A 16,233-nucleotide genomic window follows, 5' to 3' on the forward strand; every position below is an offset into this window, starting at 1 on the left:
CTTGGGTATTGAAGGGATGGCGCTAGTGGTTAAGGCACTCAAGATTGAGATATTCGTGCTATGCATGATTGTTCTTATCGGGCTTGCCGTGCGAAGTCGTCGCTCCTTGTTCTCGAGCACCCAGCAGCTATTGTTTAGCATGCTTGGCTACACCTCTGCCGCGTACATATTATTCGATATGATCTGGACGCTTTCGGACGGTGTGGACGGCACGTTGGGCATTGCTGCCAACTGGATTTCCAACGCGGTTTCGTTTTCGCTCTTTGCTATCGCGTGTCTCATTTGGTTTATCTATTCCGAGACGGTGCAGGGTTCTCGCCTTTTGACCTCGCGCTATAGGGTGGTGCTTGTAGCGTTGCCTACGGCTCTGGTGGTCGTGCTGGCGTTTACCAGTTACTGGACGCACGCCCTGTTCTATATCGATTCGCAGGGCGTGTATCGTCGCGGCTTTGCCTATATGATCCAGCCCATCGTCAGCTACTGTTACGTTATACATACGTCCCTGCATGCATTTGTGCAATCTCGCAGGGTCGAGAGCCTGCAGACGAAGGCCATCTATCGAACCTTGGCATTTTTCGCCATTCCGGCCCTGGTGGGCGGTACCTTTCAGGTCGTATACTCGGTGCCCGGCCTTTGTGTCGGCATAATGATTAGCATGTTGCTGCTCTACATCATCTACCAGGAGCAGCTCATCTCGACCGACCCGTTGACTGGACTTAACAATCGCAACCGTTTTGAGACCTATATGCTGTCGCTCTTCTCAAATGTGGATCAGGCCGAAGATGTATATCTGCTTATGATGGACGCCGACGGCTTTAAGCAGATTAACGATCGCTATGGGCATGTGGAGGGCGACCATGCTCTTCAGGTCATATCCGCTGCGCTCAAAGAAGTCTGCTCGGCGTCTGGCGGCTTTATCGCACGTTATGGTGGCGATGAGTTCGTGGTGCTCCAAAAGGCAGCGGCGGAACAGGATATCATGCATCTGTGCGCGACAATCAACGATGAGCTCGCGCGCGCCGAGGTTCCGTATCTGTTGCGGATGTCCATCGGCTACGCACGGGTCGGTGATGGCGTCGATACCTGGCAAGACTTGTTTCGTGCTGCCGACGCGGAGCTCTACCGCGTAAAGCGCGAGAAGAAGAAAGCCGGCGCCCAGATACGCTAGAAAAAGGGCGCACGCTGGCGGGCGTGGCGGCCCTCGGCTCTCCGATGTACTCCATTAAGCTAAAGTGTGCGAACATCCTCCCTAAAAAGGTGAGCTCGCTAGGCCTTTTTGGGCCTGTTGACGATGATGATGCCGCCGCAGACCAACAGCAGGGCAACAAGTACGGTAACAGGGCTCGTGCCAGCGCCCTCGCCGAGCAGCAGAGCGCTCAACAGTACGCCAAAGACTGGATTCATAAAGCCAAAGACCGACACACGGCTGACGGGGTTGACGGCAAGCAGACGCGACCATAGCGAGTACGCGACGGCGGAAATGAGTGCCATATAGATAATGAGTGCGATGGCGGGGATGATCGCGGTGGGGGAGAGCGCGCCGCCCATCAAAAACCCGATGGCGGTAAGGACCAAACCTCCGACTAAAAACTGCCAGCCGGCGAGCAAGACGCCGTCATGCTTGCGCGAGAAGATGCCGATCAGGCAGGTCGAAAGAGCACCCGCGACAGTGGAGGCTAGGATAAAGCCCTCGCCATCGAGCCTGAAGCCAAAGGTGCCATCTGCGCCCGAGAGGTTGACGAGCGCGACGCCGGCAAAGCCCAGCGCACAGCCAAGCACCTTGGCCGTATTGAGCTTCTCGGTGTGAAATGCCAGGGCGGCAAAGAGGATTGCGAGGAAGTTGGCGCTGGCCTCGATGATGGAACTCGACATGGCGCTGGCGCGCGAGAGTCCCAGGTAGAAAAAGAAGTACTGCCCGATGGTCTGGAAGAGCGACAAGATGCAGATGGGCTTGATATCGCGCACTTGCGGAACGAGCGGACGGCGCTGGGCCACGCTCATGCCAACAATGACCAGCATGCCGGCAAGGGTGAAGCGCAGACCCGCGAAGAGCAGCTGCGAGGCGCTGTCGTGTGCGGGAATGCCAAAGAGGCCGTAGCCGATCTTGATGCAGGGAAAAGCCGATCCCCAGAGCGCGCAGCAGACGAGGCAGCCCAGGATGAGTCCGGACAGGGTGGCGAGATACGGCTTGCGGCTTTCCATGATGTCCTTCCTGTATGCGCGAAGCAAAAAAGAACCCGCCACCGGATGTGTCGGTGGCGGGTGTTGTTACCCGAGGGAATTGTACCCGATGGGAAAGGTTTAAGCGAAGTAGGCTACGCCGCTCTCAAAGATCGGCATGAACTTGTCGCCGGGGACATGCTCGGGCACGTTGCGGTACAGGTTGTCGCCGCGACGCTCGGCATGGCCCATCTTGCCCAGGACGCGGCCGTCGGGGCTCGTGATGCCCTCGATGGCAAGTGCGGAGCCGTTGGGGTTGATGGAAAGGTCCATGCTCGGCTTGCCGTCCTCGCCCACGTACTGCGTGGCGACCTGGCCGTTGGCGATCAGCTGGGCGAGCACCTCGTCGTTGGCGACAAAGCGGCCCTCGCCGTGGCTGATGGCGACGGTGTAGGGGTCGTCGAGGCTGCACTGCGACAGCCACGGGGACAGGTTGGACGAGATGCGGGTGCGCACCAGGCGGCTCTGATGGCGACCGATGGTGTTGAACGTCAGCGTGGGCGCATCGGGCGTGGCGTCGACGATGTCGCCGTAGGGCACCAGGCCGAGCTTGACCAGAGCCTGGAAGCCGTTGCAGATGCCCAGCATCAGGCCGTCGCGGGCCTTGAGCAGGTCGCGGACTGCCTCGGTGACCTCGGGAGCGCGGAAGAACGCCGTGATGAACTTGGCGGAGCCATCGGGCTCGTCACCGCCCGAGAAGCCACCGGGGATCATGACGATCTGGCTTGCACGGATGCGGCGGGCGAGCTCGTGGGTGCTCTCGGCGACGGCCTCGGGCGTGAGGTTGTTGATCACGAAGGTGTCGGCCTCGGCACCGGCGGCACGGAAGGCGCGGGCGCTGTCGTACTCGCAGTTGTTGCCGGGGAACACGGGGATGATTACGCGCGGGCGGGCGATCTTGGCGCCGCCGTACACGTGGATATCCTTGGCGCGGAAGTCGATGGTCTCGACCTCGGCGGTCTCGCCGGTGCTGCGGTAGGCGAAGACGCCCTCGATGCCGCTCTCCCAGGCCTCCTGGAGCTCAGCGAGCTCGATGACTTCGGAGCCGGTGTCGATGACATAGCCCTCGACGGTGGTACCCAGGGGCTCGACGACAACGCCGTCGGCGACCTCGGGCAGCTCGGCGTCCTCGGCGAGCTCGACGATAAAGCTGCCGTAGAGCGGGGTGAAGAGGCTCTCCACGTCCACGTCCTCGGCAAGCTCGATGCCGATCTGGTTGCCGACGCACATCTTAAAGAGGCTCTCGACGCCGCAGCCGTAGCCGGGCGTGGAGACGGCCAGGGCGTCGCCGTTGGCGGTGAGCGCCTCGACGGCGTCAAACGCGGCGAGCAGCTGCTGAGCGTCGGGGCGGTAGTCCTCACCATAGGTGGCGGGGGCGATGCGCACGACGCGATGCGTCAGACCCTTGAACTCGGGCGAGACGGCACGGGCGGCCTTGCCCACGGCCACAGCGAAGCTGATCAGGGTCGGCGGAACGTTGAGCTCACCGGCCTCGTCCTCAAACGAGCCGCTCATAGAGTCCTTGCCGCCGATGGCACCGGCACCCAGATCGACTTGGGCCATAAGGGCGCCCAGGACGGCTGCCATGGGCTTGCCCCAGCGCTCGGCCTCGGTGCGCAGACGCTCGAAGTACTCCTGGAAGGAGAGATAGGCACGCTTGTGCTCAAAGCCGGCAGCCACGAGCTTGGCGATGGACTCAACCACGGACAGGTAGGCGCCCGCAAACTGGTCGGCCTCCATCAGGTAGGGGTTGAAGCCCCATGCCATAGCGCTCGCCGTGGTGGTCTCGCCGTCCACGGGGAACTTGGCAACCATGGCCGAGCTCGGGGTGAGCTGCGTCTTGCCGCCAAAGGGCATGAGCACGGTCGCGGCGCCGATGGTGGAGTCGAAGCGCTCGGAAAGGCCCTTGTTGGAAGCGACGTTGAGGTCGGTGACGAGCGAGGTCATGCGCTCGGCGAGCGTGGTACCGGCCCAGCTGGGCTGCCACACACTGCGGGCGCAGACGTGGGCGACCTGGTGCTTGGGCGCACCGTTGGAGTTGAGGAACTCGCGGGACAGATCGACGATGGCGACGCCGTTCCAGGCCATGCGCATGCGCGGCTCGGCGGTAACCTCGGCGATAACGGTCGCCTCCAGGTTCTCCTCGGCGGCGTAGCCCATGAACTCCTCGACGTCACCGTCGGCGACGGCGCAGGCCATGCGCTCCTGGGATTCAGAGATGGCGAGCTCGGTGCCGTCAAGACCGTCGTACTTCTTGGTCACGGTATCAAGGTCGACATACAGGCCGTCGGCAAGCTCGCCTACGGCGACCGAGACACCGCCGGCGCCAAAGTCGTTGCATCGCTTGATCAGACGGCAGGCATCGCCGCGGCGGAACAGGCGCTGCAGCTTGCGCTCGACCGGGGCGTTGCCCTTCTGGACCTCGGCGCCCGATGTCTCGATGGACTCGGTGTTCTGGGTCTTGGAGGAGCCGGTGGCACCGCCGATGCCGTCACGGCCGGTGCGGCCGCCCAACAGGATGATCTTGTCGGTGGGGGCGGGGCACTCGCGACGCACGTGGTTTGCCGGGGTGGCGCCCACGACGGCGCCGACCTCCATGCGCTTGGCGACGTAGCCGGGGTGATAGAGTTCGTTGACCTGACCGGTGGCAAGGCCGATCTGGTTGCCGTAGCTGGAGTAGCCGGCGGCAGCAGTGGTCACGAGCTTACGCTGCGGCAGCTTGCCCTCGAGCGTCTCGGACACGGGGACGGTGGGGTCACCGGCGCCGGTGACACGCATGGCCTGGTACACGTAGCTGCGGCCCGACAGCGGGTCGCGGATGGCACCGCCCACGCAGGTGGCGGCACCACCGAAGGGCTCGATCTCGGTCGGGTGGTTGTGGGTCTCGTTCTTAAAGAGGAACAGCCAGTCCTGGTCCTCGCCGTCGACATCGACCTTCACCTTGACGGTGCAGGCGTTGATCTCCTCGGACTCGTCGACATCGGTCATGACGCCGGTCTTCTTGAGGTACTTGGCGCCGATGGTGCCCATGTCCATGAGGCAGACGGGCTTGGTGTCGCGACCGAGTTCGTGGCGCATCTCCATGTAGCGGTCGAAGGCCTGCTGCACCACGGCGTCGTCGATCGTCACGTCGTCCAGGACGGTGCCGAAGGTGGTGTGGCGGCAGTGATCGGACCAGTAGGTGTCGATCACGCGGATCTCGGTGATGGTGGGGTCGCGATCCTCATCGCGGAAGTACTGCTGGCAGAAGGCGATGTCCGCCTCGTCCATGGCAAGGCCGCGCTCGGAAATAAAGGCGGCAAGGCCGGCTTCGTCGAGCTCGCGGAAACCGTCGAGCACCTCGACGGGCTGGGGCTCGGGGGTCTCCATGTACAGCGTCTCGGGCAGGTCGAGCGAGGCGATACGCGCCTCGACGGGGTTCACCACGTAGTGCTTGATGGCATCAATGGCGGCCTCGTCCAGAGCGCCCGAGATCATATAGACCTTGGCGGAGCGCACGGCGGGGCGCTCGCCCTGGCTGATGAGCTGCACGCACTCGCTGGCGGAGTCGGCGCGCTGGTCAAACTGGCCAGGCAGGAATTCGACGGCAAAGACGGCGTCATCGCTTGCGGGGAGCTCGTCGTAGGTCACATCGACCTGGGGCTCGCTAAAGACGGTCGGCACGCAGGACCGGAAAAGCTCCTTGTCGATGCCCTCGACGTCGTAGCGGTTGATAATCCTCAGGGCCTCGATGCCCTTGATGCCGAGGATTTCGGTCAGCTCGCCCTTGAGCTGCTGAGCCTCGACGTCGAACCCGGGTTTCTTCTCCACGTAGATACGAGAGACCATTGGTTCCTGCCTTCCTGATCGGTTGGGCGTACGGTACGGTATGCGGCAGCGGTCGGTTTGCGGGGTCTGCCCTGCGGTCGCCTTGAGCCACATGTTTGTAAACCTCACTATGATACGACAGCTCGCGGCGCGTTGAGGACGGCGAGGGTGCTACAGTGAAGCGCAAACAAGAGAAAGGCATCACATGGCATTCATTTCGCTCGCCATCATCGCACTCGTGGCCTTTGCGAGTCCTTTTATCGCCTCGGCGATTCCCGGAAAACCCGTTCCCGAGACGGTCTTTTTGCTCGTGCTCGGCGCGGTACTGGGACCCCATATGCTCGGCGTCATCCATGTAGATGCTGAGGTCTCGCTTGTGTCCGAGCTGGGCCTGGCCTTTTTGTTCCTGCTTGCCGGCTTTGAGATCGACCCCAAGAGCATCACGGGCGTCGAGGGGCGCTACGGCTTGGCGACGTGGGTCGTCACGTTTGGTATCGCCTGGCTTGCCGTGCGCTTTACCCAGTGGTTCTCAGTCAGTCATTTCGACGGTATCGCCGTGACGCTTGCCCTCACTTCGACGGCGCTCGGTACGCTTGTGCCCATCATGCGTGAGCGCTCGCTCACCGGCACGCGCGTGGGCGACTCGATTCTCGCGTATGGCACTTGGGGCGAGCTCGGTCCCGTGCTCGCCATGTCGGTGCTGTTGTCTGCCCGCACTGGCATCCAAACGCTCGTTATCCTTGGCTTGTTTGCGGTGGTTTGCGTGTTGCTGGCCGTGGTCCCGAGCCGCTCCAAGCGCGTCGGCAGCCGCTTCTTTGCATTTGTTGAGGAGCGCGCCGATACCACGTCGCAGACCTTCGTGCGCCTGACGGTGCTCATCCTGGTCACGCTCGTGGCATTCTCGGCTGTCTTTGATCTCGACATCGTGTTGGGTTCTTTTGCCGCTGGCTTTGTCCTGCGCTATATCATCCCCGAGGGCAACCATACGCTCGAGACCAAGCTCGACGGTCTGGCCTACGGTTTTTTGATTCCGGTGTTCTTTACCGTGTCGGGCGCAAAGATCGACCTGACGGCCGTGGCGTCGCGCCCGGGCTTGCTCGCGGGCTTTATCGTGGCGTTGTTGATTATTCGTGCCGTGCCCATTCTTATTTCCATGAGCATTTGTCCTGCGACGCGCGATGTGTCGGCGTATGGTCGCATTACCGTGGCCCTGTACTGCACCACGGCGCTGCCGATCATCGTTGCCGTTACGAGCGTTGCCGTCAACGCGGGCGCGCTGTCGCAAGATATTGCGTCGGTCATGGTTGCCGCCGGTGCCATCACGGTGTTCTTGATGCCATTGCTCGCGCAGCTCTTCTACCGCGTGGTGGATGCCGCACCGGTCGCCGCCGTGGCAGAGGTTGCCGAGCATCCATCCGATGCGCTCGACATCTTGCGCGCCCACCACGACCTAGCGAGCTTGCTCGCGCGCGAGCACGAGCTGCTGACCTCGCATGGCCATGGTCGCGTATTCGAGGGCCTGCCTACGCTCGATACGATTGCCGAGCGTCTTTCCGCCGAGGCAGCGAGCGGCCACATCGATGCCCGCATCGTGGACGCGGCGCACCTGCTTGCCGATAAGACCTATGGAGACGAGGTCGACCCGTCCGAGCTGACTCCGCGTGAGCGCCGCCGCCTGGAGCGTGCCAAGCTCGCTGTGCGCGAATACCGCCGTCGCATGCTGGAGCTCTATGCGCGCGAAGAAGCCGAAGACGACGACGGTAAGTAGTCGATACTTTCTCGGGGAAGCCGCGTCCCGCTTTGAAGGCTCGGAACGGGATGTGGTTTCCGAAACGGGGGCCGTTGGGAAGCTGTGTCCCGGAATGGGCGCTCAGAGTGGGATGCAGTTTCCGCAAGGAGGTCCTGGGGGAAACCGTGCCCCGTTCTGATCCGAAATACTGGGACATAGTTTCCCTTTCATAACAGGAGAAGGCGCGCTGTCTGCAGTTGATTCAGACGGCGCGCCTTTTTGGTTGAGCTATGTTGAAGCTTGAAGCCAAAGCTTGTGGCTCCTTAGGAGCGGGCGGCTCCGTCGACGGGGAGCACGGCGCCCGTGACATAGGAGGACATGTCGCTCGCCAGGAAAACAAAGGCGTTGGCGACATCCTCGGGCTCGCCCATGCGGCCCAGCGGAATGGTGGCGATGATGGGCTTGATGACTTCTTCGGGCAGGTTAGCGACCATGTCGGTCTTGGTCACGCCAGGTGCGACGGCATTGACGCGAATGCCCATGGGGGCGAGCTCGCGCGAGAGCGACTGGACCATGCCGTTGACGGCAAATTTGGACGTGGGGTAACCGACGCCGGAGGGCTGGCCGTACTTGGCGACCATCGAGCTCGTGGTGGTGATGGTGCCGCCGTGGCCGGCCTCGGTCATGATCTTGGCGGCAGCCTGGTGGCCATTAAAGACGGCGACGACATTGAGGTCCATGACCTTTGCAAACTCCTCGGCAGTGTAGTCCAAAAGGGGCGAGCGCTGGGAGATGCCGGCATTGTTGACGACCGTGTCCAGGCCGCCCATATCGGTGGCAGCTTGGGTAAAGGCCTCGGTTACGGCCTCGAGCGAGGTGAGGTCGCAGGAGCGGCCCCAGACCTTGGCCTCGGGATAGGCGGCCGCCAGCTTCTCAACGGCTGCGTCGGCAGTTTCCTGGCGCGAGCCAAATACGGTGACGGCAGCGCCTTCCTCGATAAAACGGCAGGCGATGGCATAGCCGATACCGCGCGTGCCTCCGGTGATGATTGCTTTCTTGCCCTCGAGCAACATGGTGCTTCCTCTCATCGCGGGCGGACATTCGCAGCACAGCGTAGCGGTAGCCGGAATCGGCCGCGTTTGCATATCGGTGAACGGTAGCCCGTGTTACCGATGAGCGGCTCGCGCAAATGTGCTCTGCCGTCGTGCTTAGGGCAGGAGACAAAAGGGCTCCCGTCCCACATCGGACGGGAGCCCTCAAGGCGCGTATTGCTGGGCGAGCGTTGGGTTAGTTCGCCATGACGTCTTCGGTCCAAGCCTCGACGTCCTCGATGCGCAGGACGTTGGCGACCTCGGCCACGCAGTCGACGCTGGCAAGTTCGGCGGCGGCAGCCTGGACGTCCTTCTCGAGTGCGCGGTGCGTCAGGAAGATGACCGAGCAGGCATCGCTGACGCCCGACTTGCCGTCCTCGACCTGGTTGATGAGCGAGATCGAGATGTTGTGCTTGGCAAAGATGTCGACCGTCTCGGACAGGGCGCCCACGCGGTCGGCGACCTTCAGGCGCACATAGTACTTGGTCTGGAGCTCGTCCATGGGCTTAAAGGCGAGGTTGTGGCCATAGGGCTCAATCTCGGGCAGCGGGGCCACGCCGCGGCTGATTTGCTCGGAGAGCGACAGAATATCGCCCACGACGGCGCTCGCGGTGGGGAAGGAGCCTGCGCCCGCGCCGTAGAACATGGTCTCGCCCACGGCGTCGCCTACCACGTAGACAGCGTTCATGGCACCGTTGACCTTGGCAAGCATGTGGTCGGCGGGGATCAGCGTGGGATGCACGCGGACGTCGACGCCGGCGTCGGTGTTGCGGGCGATGCCGAGCAGCTTAATGGTGTAGCCGAGCTCGCGGGCCTGGGCGATGTCCTCGGCGCCGATGGTACGGATACCCTGCTGGTACACATCATCGGTGGTAACGCGGGTGCCAAAGCCGATGGAGGCGAGGATGGCCGTCTTGCTGGCGGCATCGAAGCCGTCGACGTCGGCGGACGGGTCGGCCTCGGCATAGCCCTTGGCCTGCGCGTCGGCAAGCACGTCGGCGTAATCGGCGCCCTCGGCGTCCATGCGCGACAGGATGTAGTTGGTGGTACCGTTGAGAATGCCGGCGATGGTCAGGATCTTGTTGCCCACCAGGTCGTGCTCGAGCGTGCTGACGATGGGGATGCCGCCACCGCAGCTGGCCTCGCACTTAATCTGCACGCCGCACTCACGCGCCTTCTCGGCAAGCGTCTCGACATGGCGGCCCAGCAGAGCCTTGTTGGCGGAGACGACATGCTTGCCGTTCTCGAAGGCAGTGGTAAAGATCTCGGTTGCGGGATGCTCGCCTCCGATGAGCTCGACGACGATGTCGACGGCGGGGTCGGTGACGACGTCGTGCCAGTCACTCGTAAAGGCCTCGCGCTCAATGCCTGCCGCCTCGGCCTGCTCCCAAGCAAGCGCGCAGGCGCGGGTCAGCTTAAGGTCGATGCCGTAGGCTGCCAGGTACTCATCGTGGTGGCTCTTGATCAGACGGGCCACGCCGCCGCCGACGGTTCCCAGACCGATCAGACCGACGTTCACGGTGCGCAGGGATTCGCTCATAGATAGCTCCTTCGTGCATCTTATGGATGGATTAACCGCTTAAAGGTTGAGTGCATTCTAGCGTGAACCGGGGGCGCGTGCTCGCCAGGCAACAGGAGCCGCACAAAACGGCACCCCCGAAACGCTGCGGAAACATTGGAAACACGCTCGCTACAAACGGACTTCCGTAACAAACTGTCAACGTTTGCGCCATAAGGTTTGCCCTGTACCGCAAGACGGCCGCACCGCGGCCAGCGAAAAAGGGGACACCATGTTCAACATCAACAGCACGCTCAGCCGTAGGAACTTTCTCGCCGGCGCTGCGGCGCTCGGCAGCACCGCCGCACTCGCTGGTTGCTCGTCGGGTGGCTCGGACGGCGGCACCGCCGATGACGGCAAGACCTTCAAGATTGGCGTTATCGGCCCTCTGACCGGCGCCGCGGCAACCTATGGCGTTTCGGCCGAGAAGGGTGCCAAGCTTGCCGCCAAGGATTTCTCGACCAAGGACCTCAAACTCTCGCTTAAGTCCGAGGATGACGTCGCCGACGGCGAGAAGGCTATCAACGCCTTCAATACCCTGTGCGACTGGGGCATGCAGGCGCTCGTCGGCCCCGTCACGACTGGTGCCGCCGTCGCTGTCTCGGGCGAGATCGCCGACGATATGCTCATGGTCACGCCCTCTGCTTCGTCCCTCGACGTCACCAAGGACAAGACCACGGTTTTCCAGGTTTGCTTTACCGACCCCACCATGGGCGCGAGTGCTGCCAAGTTTTTGGCCGAGAAGTATGCAGACGCCAAGATCGCCCTGTTCTACAACTCCGGCGATACGTACAGCTCGGGTGTTGCCGATGCCTTTGCCGAGCAGGCCAAGGAGTCCAAACTTGATATCGTCGATGCCGAGACCTTTAAGGACGACTCCTCCACGAGCTTTACCAACCAGCTCACCAAGGCCAAGGAGGCCGGCGCCACGCTCATCTTTGCGCCGATCTACTACACGCCGGCGTCCGTTTTGCTCAAGAACGCCAAGGACATGGGATACGACATGACCCTCATGGGTACCGACGGCATGGACGGCCTGCTCTCCGTTGAGGGCTTCGACACCTCCCTTGCCGAGGGCGTGCTGCTCATGACCCCGTTCTCTGCCGACGATGAGAAGAACGCCGACTTCGTCAAGGCATATAAGGACGCCTACGACGAGACGCCCAACCAGTTTGCCGCCGATGCCTATGACTGCGTCCATGCGATTGTCGAGGCTATCGATAAGGCAGACATCGATATTACGGCCGACGGCGCCGACATTGCCGGCGACCTCGCCAAGGCCATGCGTAAAATCAAGATCGAGGGCCTGACGGGCGAGCTCACGTGGAACGACGAGGGCCAAGTCGAAAAGCCTGCTACGGCCTATGTGATTCAGGACGGCAAGTACATCGCTGCCTAAGTGTGCATAAAGCGCAACCGATGAGGCAGTTTTATTCAGGGCGGGGTCGCCTGTAACAGAATGGAAACATTACTTTTACACAATAAAGTGGCATTACTGCATAAAAAAATAGAAATACGCAGAAATATGGATAAATGAACAAATCCAAAGAAAAGTTGAAATAATCGCCACTTTTCCTAACTAAAGCGTCTACTATTTTGCGAACGCCGAACACGGCGAAGGATGGCCTGTCGGGCAACCAAAACCCGACGAGATTTGAGAGGAGAGCCGCATGTCGAGCCTCACCGGTAAGTCATTGAACCCTGTTATGAATCGCAGGAGCGTTATCGCGAGCGCAGCAGGTCTGGGGGCGATGTCCATTCTAGCGGGCTGCTCCTCCAACGGCGGCGACAGTGGTTCCGCTTCGGGCGACGCTTCGTTTAAGATCGGCACCATCGGCCCGCTGACCGGCGCCAACGCGTCCTACGGCAAGTCTGTTACCCAGGGCGTCGAGCTTGGCTGCAAGGACTTCTCCACCAAGGAGCTGCCGCTTGCCAGCAAGGCCGAGGATGACCAGGCCGATGGCGAGAAGGCCGTCAACGCCTTCAACACCCTGCTCGACTGGGGCATGCAGGCCCTCGTCGGCCCGACCACCACGGGCGCGTCGGTTGCCGTTGCCGCCGAGTGTGGTAACGACCCCAAGACGTTCATGATCACCCCGTCCGCGTCCTCCGAGGACGTCACCGACGGCAAGGATTGCGTCTTCCAGGTTTGCTTCACCGACCCCAACCAGGGCGTCAACGCTGCCAAGTTCCTGGCGCAGAAGTATGCGGACGAGAAGTTCGTGCTGTTCTATAACTCCGGCGACGCCTATTCTTCGGGTGTCGCGGATGCCTTTAAGGTTCAGGCTGCTGAGTCCAAGCTCGAGATTGTCGACGAGGAGACCTTTAAGGACGACTCCGCCACGAGCTTTACCAACCAGCTGACCAAGGCCAAGCAGGCCGGCGCCACCATGATCTTTGCGCCGATCTACTACACCCCGGCCTCCGTCCTGCTCAAGAACGCCAAGGACATGGGCTACGACGTCAAGATGATGGGCTGCGACGGCATGGACGGCATCCTGGGCGTTGAGGGCTTCGACACCTCTCTTGCCGAGGGTCTGCTGCTCATGACCCCGTTCTCTGCCGACGACGAGAAGAACGCCGACTTCGTCAACGCTTACAAGGATAAGTACGGCGATACCCCCGACCAGTTTGCCGCTGACGCCTACGACGGTGTGCACGCGGTGGCCGAGGCCCTCAAGGAGGCCGGTCTTGGTGTCGACGCCGACCCGACCGAGGTCGCCGAGAAGCTGTCCAAGGCTATGCTCAAGATTACCGTTGACGGTCTGACCGGCAAGCTCACCTGGAACGATAAGGGTCAGGTCCAGAAGGAGCCCACGGCGTACGTCATCACCGACGGCAAGTACGTACAGGCCTAATAGGCCGCCTTACATAGAGCGGTTTTGATCCCAAGCAGGGGAGGTTTTGGCCTTCCCTGCTTGCTTGGTATCTAGGGACGATGTAACGTCCCTGTTTCATACATCAACTGGAAACCTATTCGAAAGGGGGATGTGGAACATGACAGTCTTTATCCAATACCTGGTCAACGGCCTGTCCATGGGCAGCGTCTACGCCATCATCGCGTTGGGCTACACCATGGTCTACGGTATCGCCAAGATGCTGAACTTCGCTCACGGCGACGTCATCATGGTCGGTGCCTATGTCTCGTTCTGCGCCACGTCGTATCTCGGCCTCCCGGGCTGGGCATCTGTAATTCTCTCTTGTGTGGTCTGCACGGTTCTCGGTGTTCTCATCGAGGGTCTGGCATACAAGCCGCTGCGCCAAGCAGGCCCTCTGGCCGTTCTGATCACGGCCATCGGCGTGTCTTACTTCCTGCAGAACGCCGCGCAGCTTCTGTGGGGCGCCACGCCCAAGAACTTCACTTCGCTCGTCACCTTCCAGGTGCCGGAGTTCTTGGCCAAGTTCAACGTAAGCGCCGTCTCGCTCGTCACCATCGTCGCCTGCCTGGTTATCATGGCCGGCCTGATGTTCTTTACAGGCAAGACCAAGATGGGCAAAGCCATGCGCGCCGTGTCCGAGGACAAGGCCGCCGCTCAGCTCATGGGCATCAACGTCAACCGCACCATCTCGATGACGTTCGCCATCGGCTCCGCCCTTGCCGCCATCGCCGGCGTGCTGCTGTGCTCCTACTCGCCGGTGCTGCAGCCCACGACGGGTGCCATGCCTGGCATCAAGGCCTTCGATGCCGCTGTCTTCGGTGGCATCGGCTCCATCCCCGGTGCCTTTGTCGGTGGCATTCTCATCGGTATCATCGAGGCGATGGCACAGGCTTATATTTCCACGAGCCTTGCCAACTCCATCGTCTTTGGTGTTTTGATCATCGTCCTGCTCGTCAAGCCTGCCGGCCTCTTGGGCAAGTACGTCCCCGAGAAGGTGTAGGTGAGCGTTATGAAGTTTCTTAAAGACAAGCAGACGCGTCACGACTTTGTTACGTACGCCATGTGCCTTGTGGCGTTCGCCATCGTGTTCTTTATGCAGTCTAACCACATGATTCCGCGCATGATCGCCGGTCAGCTGGTTCCCATCACGGCCTATATCGTCATGGCTATCTCCCTTAACCTCGTCGTCGGCATCGCGGGCGACTTGTCGCTGGGCCACGCGGGCTTTATGAGCGTCGGCGCCTATACAGGCATCGTTACCGCGGTCGCCCTCGAGAGCGCCGTTCCCTCCGATCCGATACGTCTTGTCATCAGCATCGTGGTCGGCGCCATCGCTGCCGCCATCCTGGGCTTCTTGATCGGCATCCCGGTCCTTCGCCTGAGCGGCGATTACCTGGCTATCGTGACGCTGGCCTTTGGCGAGATTATCAAAGAGATCGTCACCTGCCTTATCGTGGGCGTCGACTCCCACGGCCTGCATGTGATCTTTAACATCACGGGCAACTCCACGATCGACGACCTGCACCTGCTCGAGGACGGCACCGCCATCATCAAGGGCGCCCAGGGCGCCTCGGGCGTGTCGACGTACTCGACCTTCCTTGCCGGTGCCATCTTGGTCATGGTCGCACTCGTGATCGTGCTCAACCTGGTGCGCAGCCGTACCGGCCGTGCCATCATGGCCGTGCGCGATAACAAGATTGCAGCCGAGTCCGTGGGCATCTCCGTCACCGAGTACCGCATGATCGCCTTCGTGGTTTCCGCCGCTCTCGCCGGCGCTGCCGGAGCCCTCTTCGGCGGCAACTTCTCGCAGCTCTCCGCCACTAAGTTCGACTTCAACACGTCGATTCTGATTCTGGTGTTCGTGGTCTTGGGCGGTCTGGGCAATATGCGCGGCTCCGTCATCGCAGCGGCGTTGCTCACGGTACTTCCCGAGCTGCTCCGTCAGTTCTCGGACTACCGCATGCTCATCTATGCCATCGTGCTGATCCTGGTCATGATCTTTACCAACAACCCGCAGCTTAAAGCGTTCTTCGGTCGCGTCAAGGACCGTTTTGCTTCCAAGAAGGAGGTGGCAGCCGATGCCCAGTAAATTTGAGTTCAACAAGGGCAAGATGGTCCCGTATCCTTCTGGCGCCATCGTTCCCGATCGCGATCTGGGCCAGCGCCCGGCGCTCGAGTGCATCCACCTGGGCATTGAGTTCGGTGGCCTTAAGGCAGTCGACGACTTTAGCCTGACTATCGGCAAGACCGAGATCGCCGGCCTGATTGGCCCCAATGGTGCCGGTAAGACCACGGTCTTCAACCTGCTCACCAAGGTGTACCAGCCCACGCACGGCACCATCCTGCTCGACGGTGAGGACACCTCGGGCAAGTCGGTCTATCAGGTCAACCGCATGGGCATCGCCCGTACGTTCCAAAACATCCGCCTGTTCAACACCATGACGGTGGAGGACAACGTCAAGGTCGGTCTGCACAACCAGGAGCGCTATTCCGGTTTTGAGGGCGTGCTGCGCCTGCCGACGTACTGGAAGCACGAGAAGGCCGCCCATGAGCGTGCCATGGAGCTGCTGTCCATCTTTGATATGGAGCATCTGGCAAGCGAACAGGCCGGCTCGCTGCCTTACGGCGCTCAGCGCCGCCTGGAGATCGTCCGCGCGCTTGCCACCAACCCCAAGCTGCTGCTGCTCGACGAGCCTGCCGCCGGCATGAACCCGTCCGAGACCGCCGAGCTCATGGAGAACATCGTCAAGATTCGCGACACCTTTGGCATTGCCATCATGCTTATCGAGCATGATATGTCGCTCGTCATGAACATCTGCGAGGGCATCTGCGTGCTCAACTTTGGTAAGGTTATCGCCAAGGGCACGGCCGAGGAAATCCAGAACAACGATGCCGTTATCGAGGCATATCTGGGCAAGCAGGATAAGGGGGAGAACTAAATGGCAGAGC

11 protein-coding genes are annotated in these 16,233 nt (G+C 61.4%); 7 read left to right on the forward strand and 4 right to left on the reverse strand.

Annotated elements, in window-relative coordinates:
* Window positions 1-25: 25 nt before the first annotated feature.
* The gene (locus DXC99_RS06340; protein ID WP_158551668.1) at window positions 26-1,168 is read left to right on the forward strand and encodes a diguanylate cyclase; all 1,143 of its coding nucleotides are present in this window, start codon (window positions 26-28) and stop codon (window positions 1,166-1,168) included.
* 98 nt (window positions 1,169-1,266) lie between these two features.
* Here the strand turns inward: DXC99_RS06340 and DXC99_RS06345 are convergent, their stop codons facing one another.
* Together DXC99_RS06345 and DXC99_RS06350 are read right to left on the reverse strand one after the other, a co-directional pair.
* Window positions 1,267-2,202 (reverse strand): DMT family transporter, encoded by a 936-nt coding sequence (locus DXC99_RS06345; RefSeq protein ID WP_117629657.1) that lies wholly within the window; start codon window positions 2,200-2,202, stop codon window positions 1,267-1,269.
* A gap of 99 nt (window positions 2,203-2,301) precedes the next feature.
* Window positions 2,302-6,048, reverse strand: coding sequence for a phosphoribosylformylglycinamidine synthase (locus DXC99_RS06350; RefSeq protein ID WP_117629658.1), 3,747 nt, complete (start codon window positions 6,046-6,048; stop codon window positions 2,302-2,304).
* Between the two features lie 184 nt (window positions 6,049-6,232).
* Here DXC99_RS06350 and DXC99_RS06355 point away from each other — a divergent pair, with 184 nt between their 5' ends.
* Window positions 6,233-7,795: a cation:proton antiporter gene (locus tag DXC99_RS06355; RefSeq protein WP_117629659.1), complete on the forward strand. Its 1,563-nt coding sequence runs from the start codon at window positions 6,233-6,235 to the stop codon at window positions 7,793-7,795.
* 284 nt (window positions 7,796-8,079) lie between these two features.
* On the opposite strand, the gene DXC99_RS06360 is transcribed toward DXC99_RS06355, so the two are convergent.
* Together DXC99_RS06360 and DXC99_RS06365 are read right to left on the reverse strand one after the other, a co-directional pair.
* Entirely contained in the window at window positions 8,080-8,829 is a 750-nt protein-coding gene (locus tag DXC99_RS06360) for an SDR family NAD(P)-dependent oxidoreductase (protein ID WP_117629660.1), read from the reverse strand.
* 214 nt (window positions 8,830-9,043) lie between these two features.
* Complete coding sequence (locus tag DXC99_RS06365) at window positions 9,044-10,387, reverse strand: homoserine dehydrogenase (RefSeq protein WP_117582909.1); 1,344 nt, start codon at window positions 10,385-10,387, stop codon at window positions 9,044-9,046.
* A 250-nt stretch (window positions 10,388-10,637) separates the two neighbouring features.
* On the opposite strand from DXC99_RS06365, the gene DXC99_RS06370 reads away from it, so the two are divergent.
* From DXC99_RS06370 to DXC99_RS06390, 5 genes are all read left to right on the forward strand, one after another.
* On the forward strand, window positions 10,638-11,804 hold the full coding sequence (locus DXC99_RS06370; protein WP_117582910.1) for an ABC transporter substrate-binding protein: 1,167 nt from the start codon (window positions 10,638-10,640) through the stop codon (window positions 11,802-11,804).
* A gap of 271 nt (window positions 11,805-12,075) precedes the next feature.
* Window positions 12,076-13,263, forward strand: coding sequence for an ABC transporter substrate-binding protein (locus DXC99_RS06375; protein ID WP_117582911.1), 1,188 nt, complete (start codon window positions 12,076-12,078; stop codon window positions 13,261-13,263).
* Window positions 13,264-13,402: 139 nt separating this feature from the next.
* A complete protein-coding gene (locus DXC99_RS06380) occupies window positions 13,403-14,284 on the forward strand; it encodes a branched-chain amino acid ABC transporter permease (RefSeq protein WP_117582912.1) in 882 nt (293 codons plus the stop codon).
* A 9-nt stretch (window positions 14,285-14,293) separates the two neighbouring features.
* Window positions 14,294-15,373 (forward strand): branched-chain amino acid ABC transporter permease, encoded by a 1,080-nt coding sequence (locus DXC99_RS06385; protein ID WP_117582913.1) that lies wholly within the window; start codon window positions 14,294-14,296, stop codon window positions 15,371-15,373.
* Entirely contained in the window at window positions 15,363-16,223 is an 861-nt protein-coding gene (locus DXC99_RS06390) for an ABC transporter ATP-binding protein (RefSeq protein ID WP_117582914.1), read from the forward strand. Before DXC99_RS06385 ends, DXC99_RS06390 begins: the two co-directional genes overlap by 11 nt.
* Window positions 16,224-16,233: the final 10 nt, after the last annotated feature.

This window comes from Collinsella sp. TF10-11AT (genome assembly GCF_003437565.1).
Taxonomy (GTDB): domain Bacteria; phylum Actinomycetota; class Coriobacteriia; order Coriobacteriales; family Coriobacteriaceae; genus Collinsella.

What these genes read in the sequence shown, in the direction of transcription:
- DXC99_RS06375 (WP_117582911.1), top strand. Translation starts at nt 12,076, where the DNA reads ATGTCGAGCCTCACCGGTAAGTCATTGAACCCTGTTATGAATCGCAGG.
- DXC99_RS06355 (WP_117629659.1), top strand. Translation starts at nt 6,233, where the DNA reads ATGGCATTCATTTCGCTCGCCATCATCGCACTCGTGGCCTTTGCGAGT.
- DXC99_RS06345 (WP_117629657.1), bottom strand. Translation starts at nt 2,202, where the DNA reads ATGGAAAGCCGCAAGCCGTATCTCGCCACCCTGTCCGGACTCATCCTG.
- DXC99_RS06390 (WP_117582914.1), top strand. Translation starts at nt 15,363, where the DNA reads ATGCCCAGTAAATTTGAGTTCAACAAGGGCAAGATGGTCCCGTATCCT.
- DXC99_RS06385 (WP_117582913.1), top strand. Translation starts at nt 14,294, where the DNA reads ATGAAGTTTCTTAAAGACAAGCAGACGCGTCACGACTTTGTTACGTAC.
- DXC99_RS06365 (WP_117582909.1), bottom strand. Translation starts at nt 10,387, where the DNA reads ATGAGCGAATCCCTGCGCACCGTGAACGTCGGTCTGATCGGTCTGGGA.
- DXC99_RS06370 (WP_117582910.1), top strand. Translation starts at nt 10,638, where the DNA reads ATGTTCAACATCAACAGCACGCTCAGCCGTAGGAACTTTCTCGCCGGC.
- DXC99_RS06380 (WP_117582912.1), top strand. Translation starts at nt 13,403, where the DNA reads ATGACAGTCTTTATCCAATACCTGGTCAACGGCCTGTCCATGGGCAGC.
- DXC99_RS06350 (WP_117629658.1), bottom strand. Translation starts at nt 6,048, where the DNA reads ATGGTCTCTCGTATCTACGTGGAGAAGAAACCCGGGTTCGACGTCGAG.
- DXC99_RS06360 (WP_117629660.1), bottom strand. Translation starts at nt 8,829, where the DNA reads ATGTTGCTCGAGGGCAAGAAAGCAATCATCACCGGAGGCACGCGCGGT.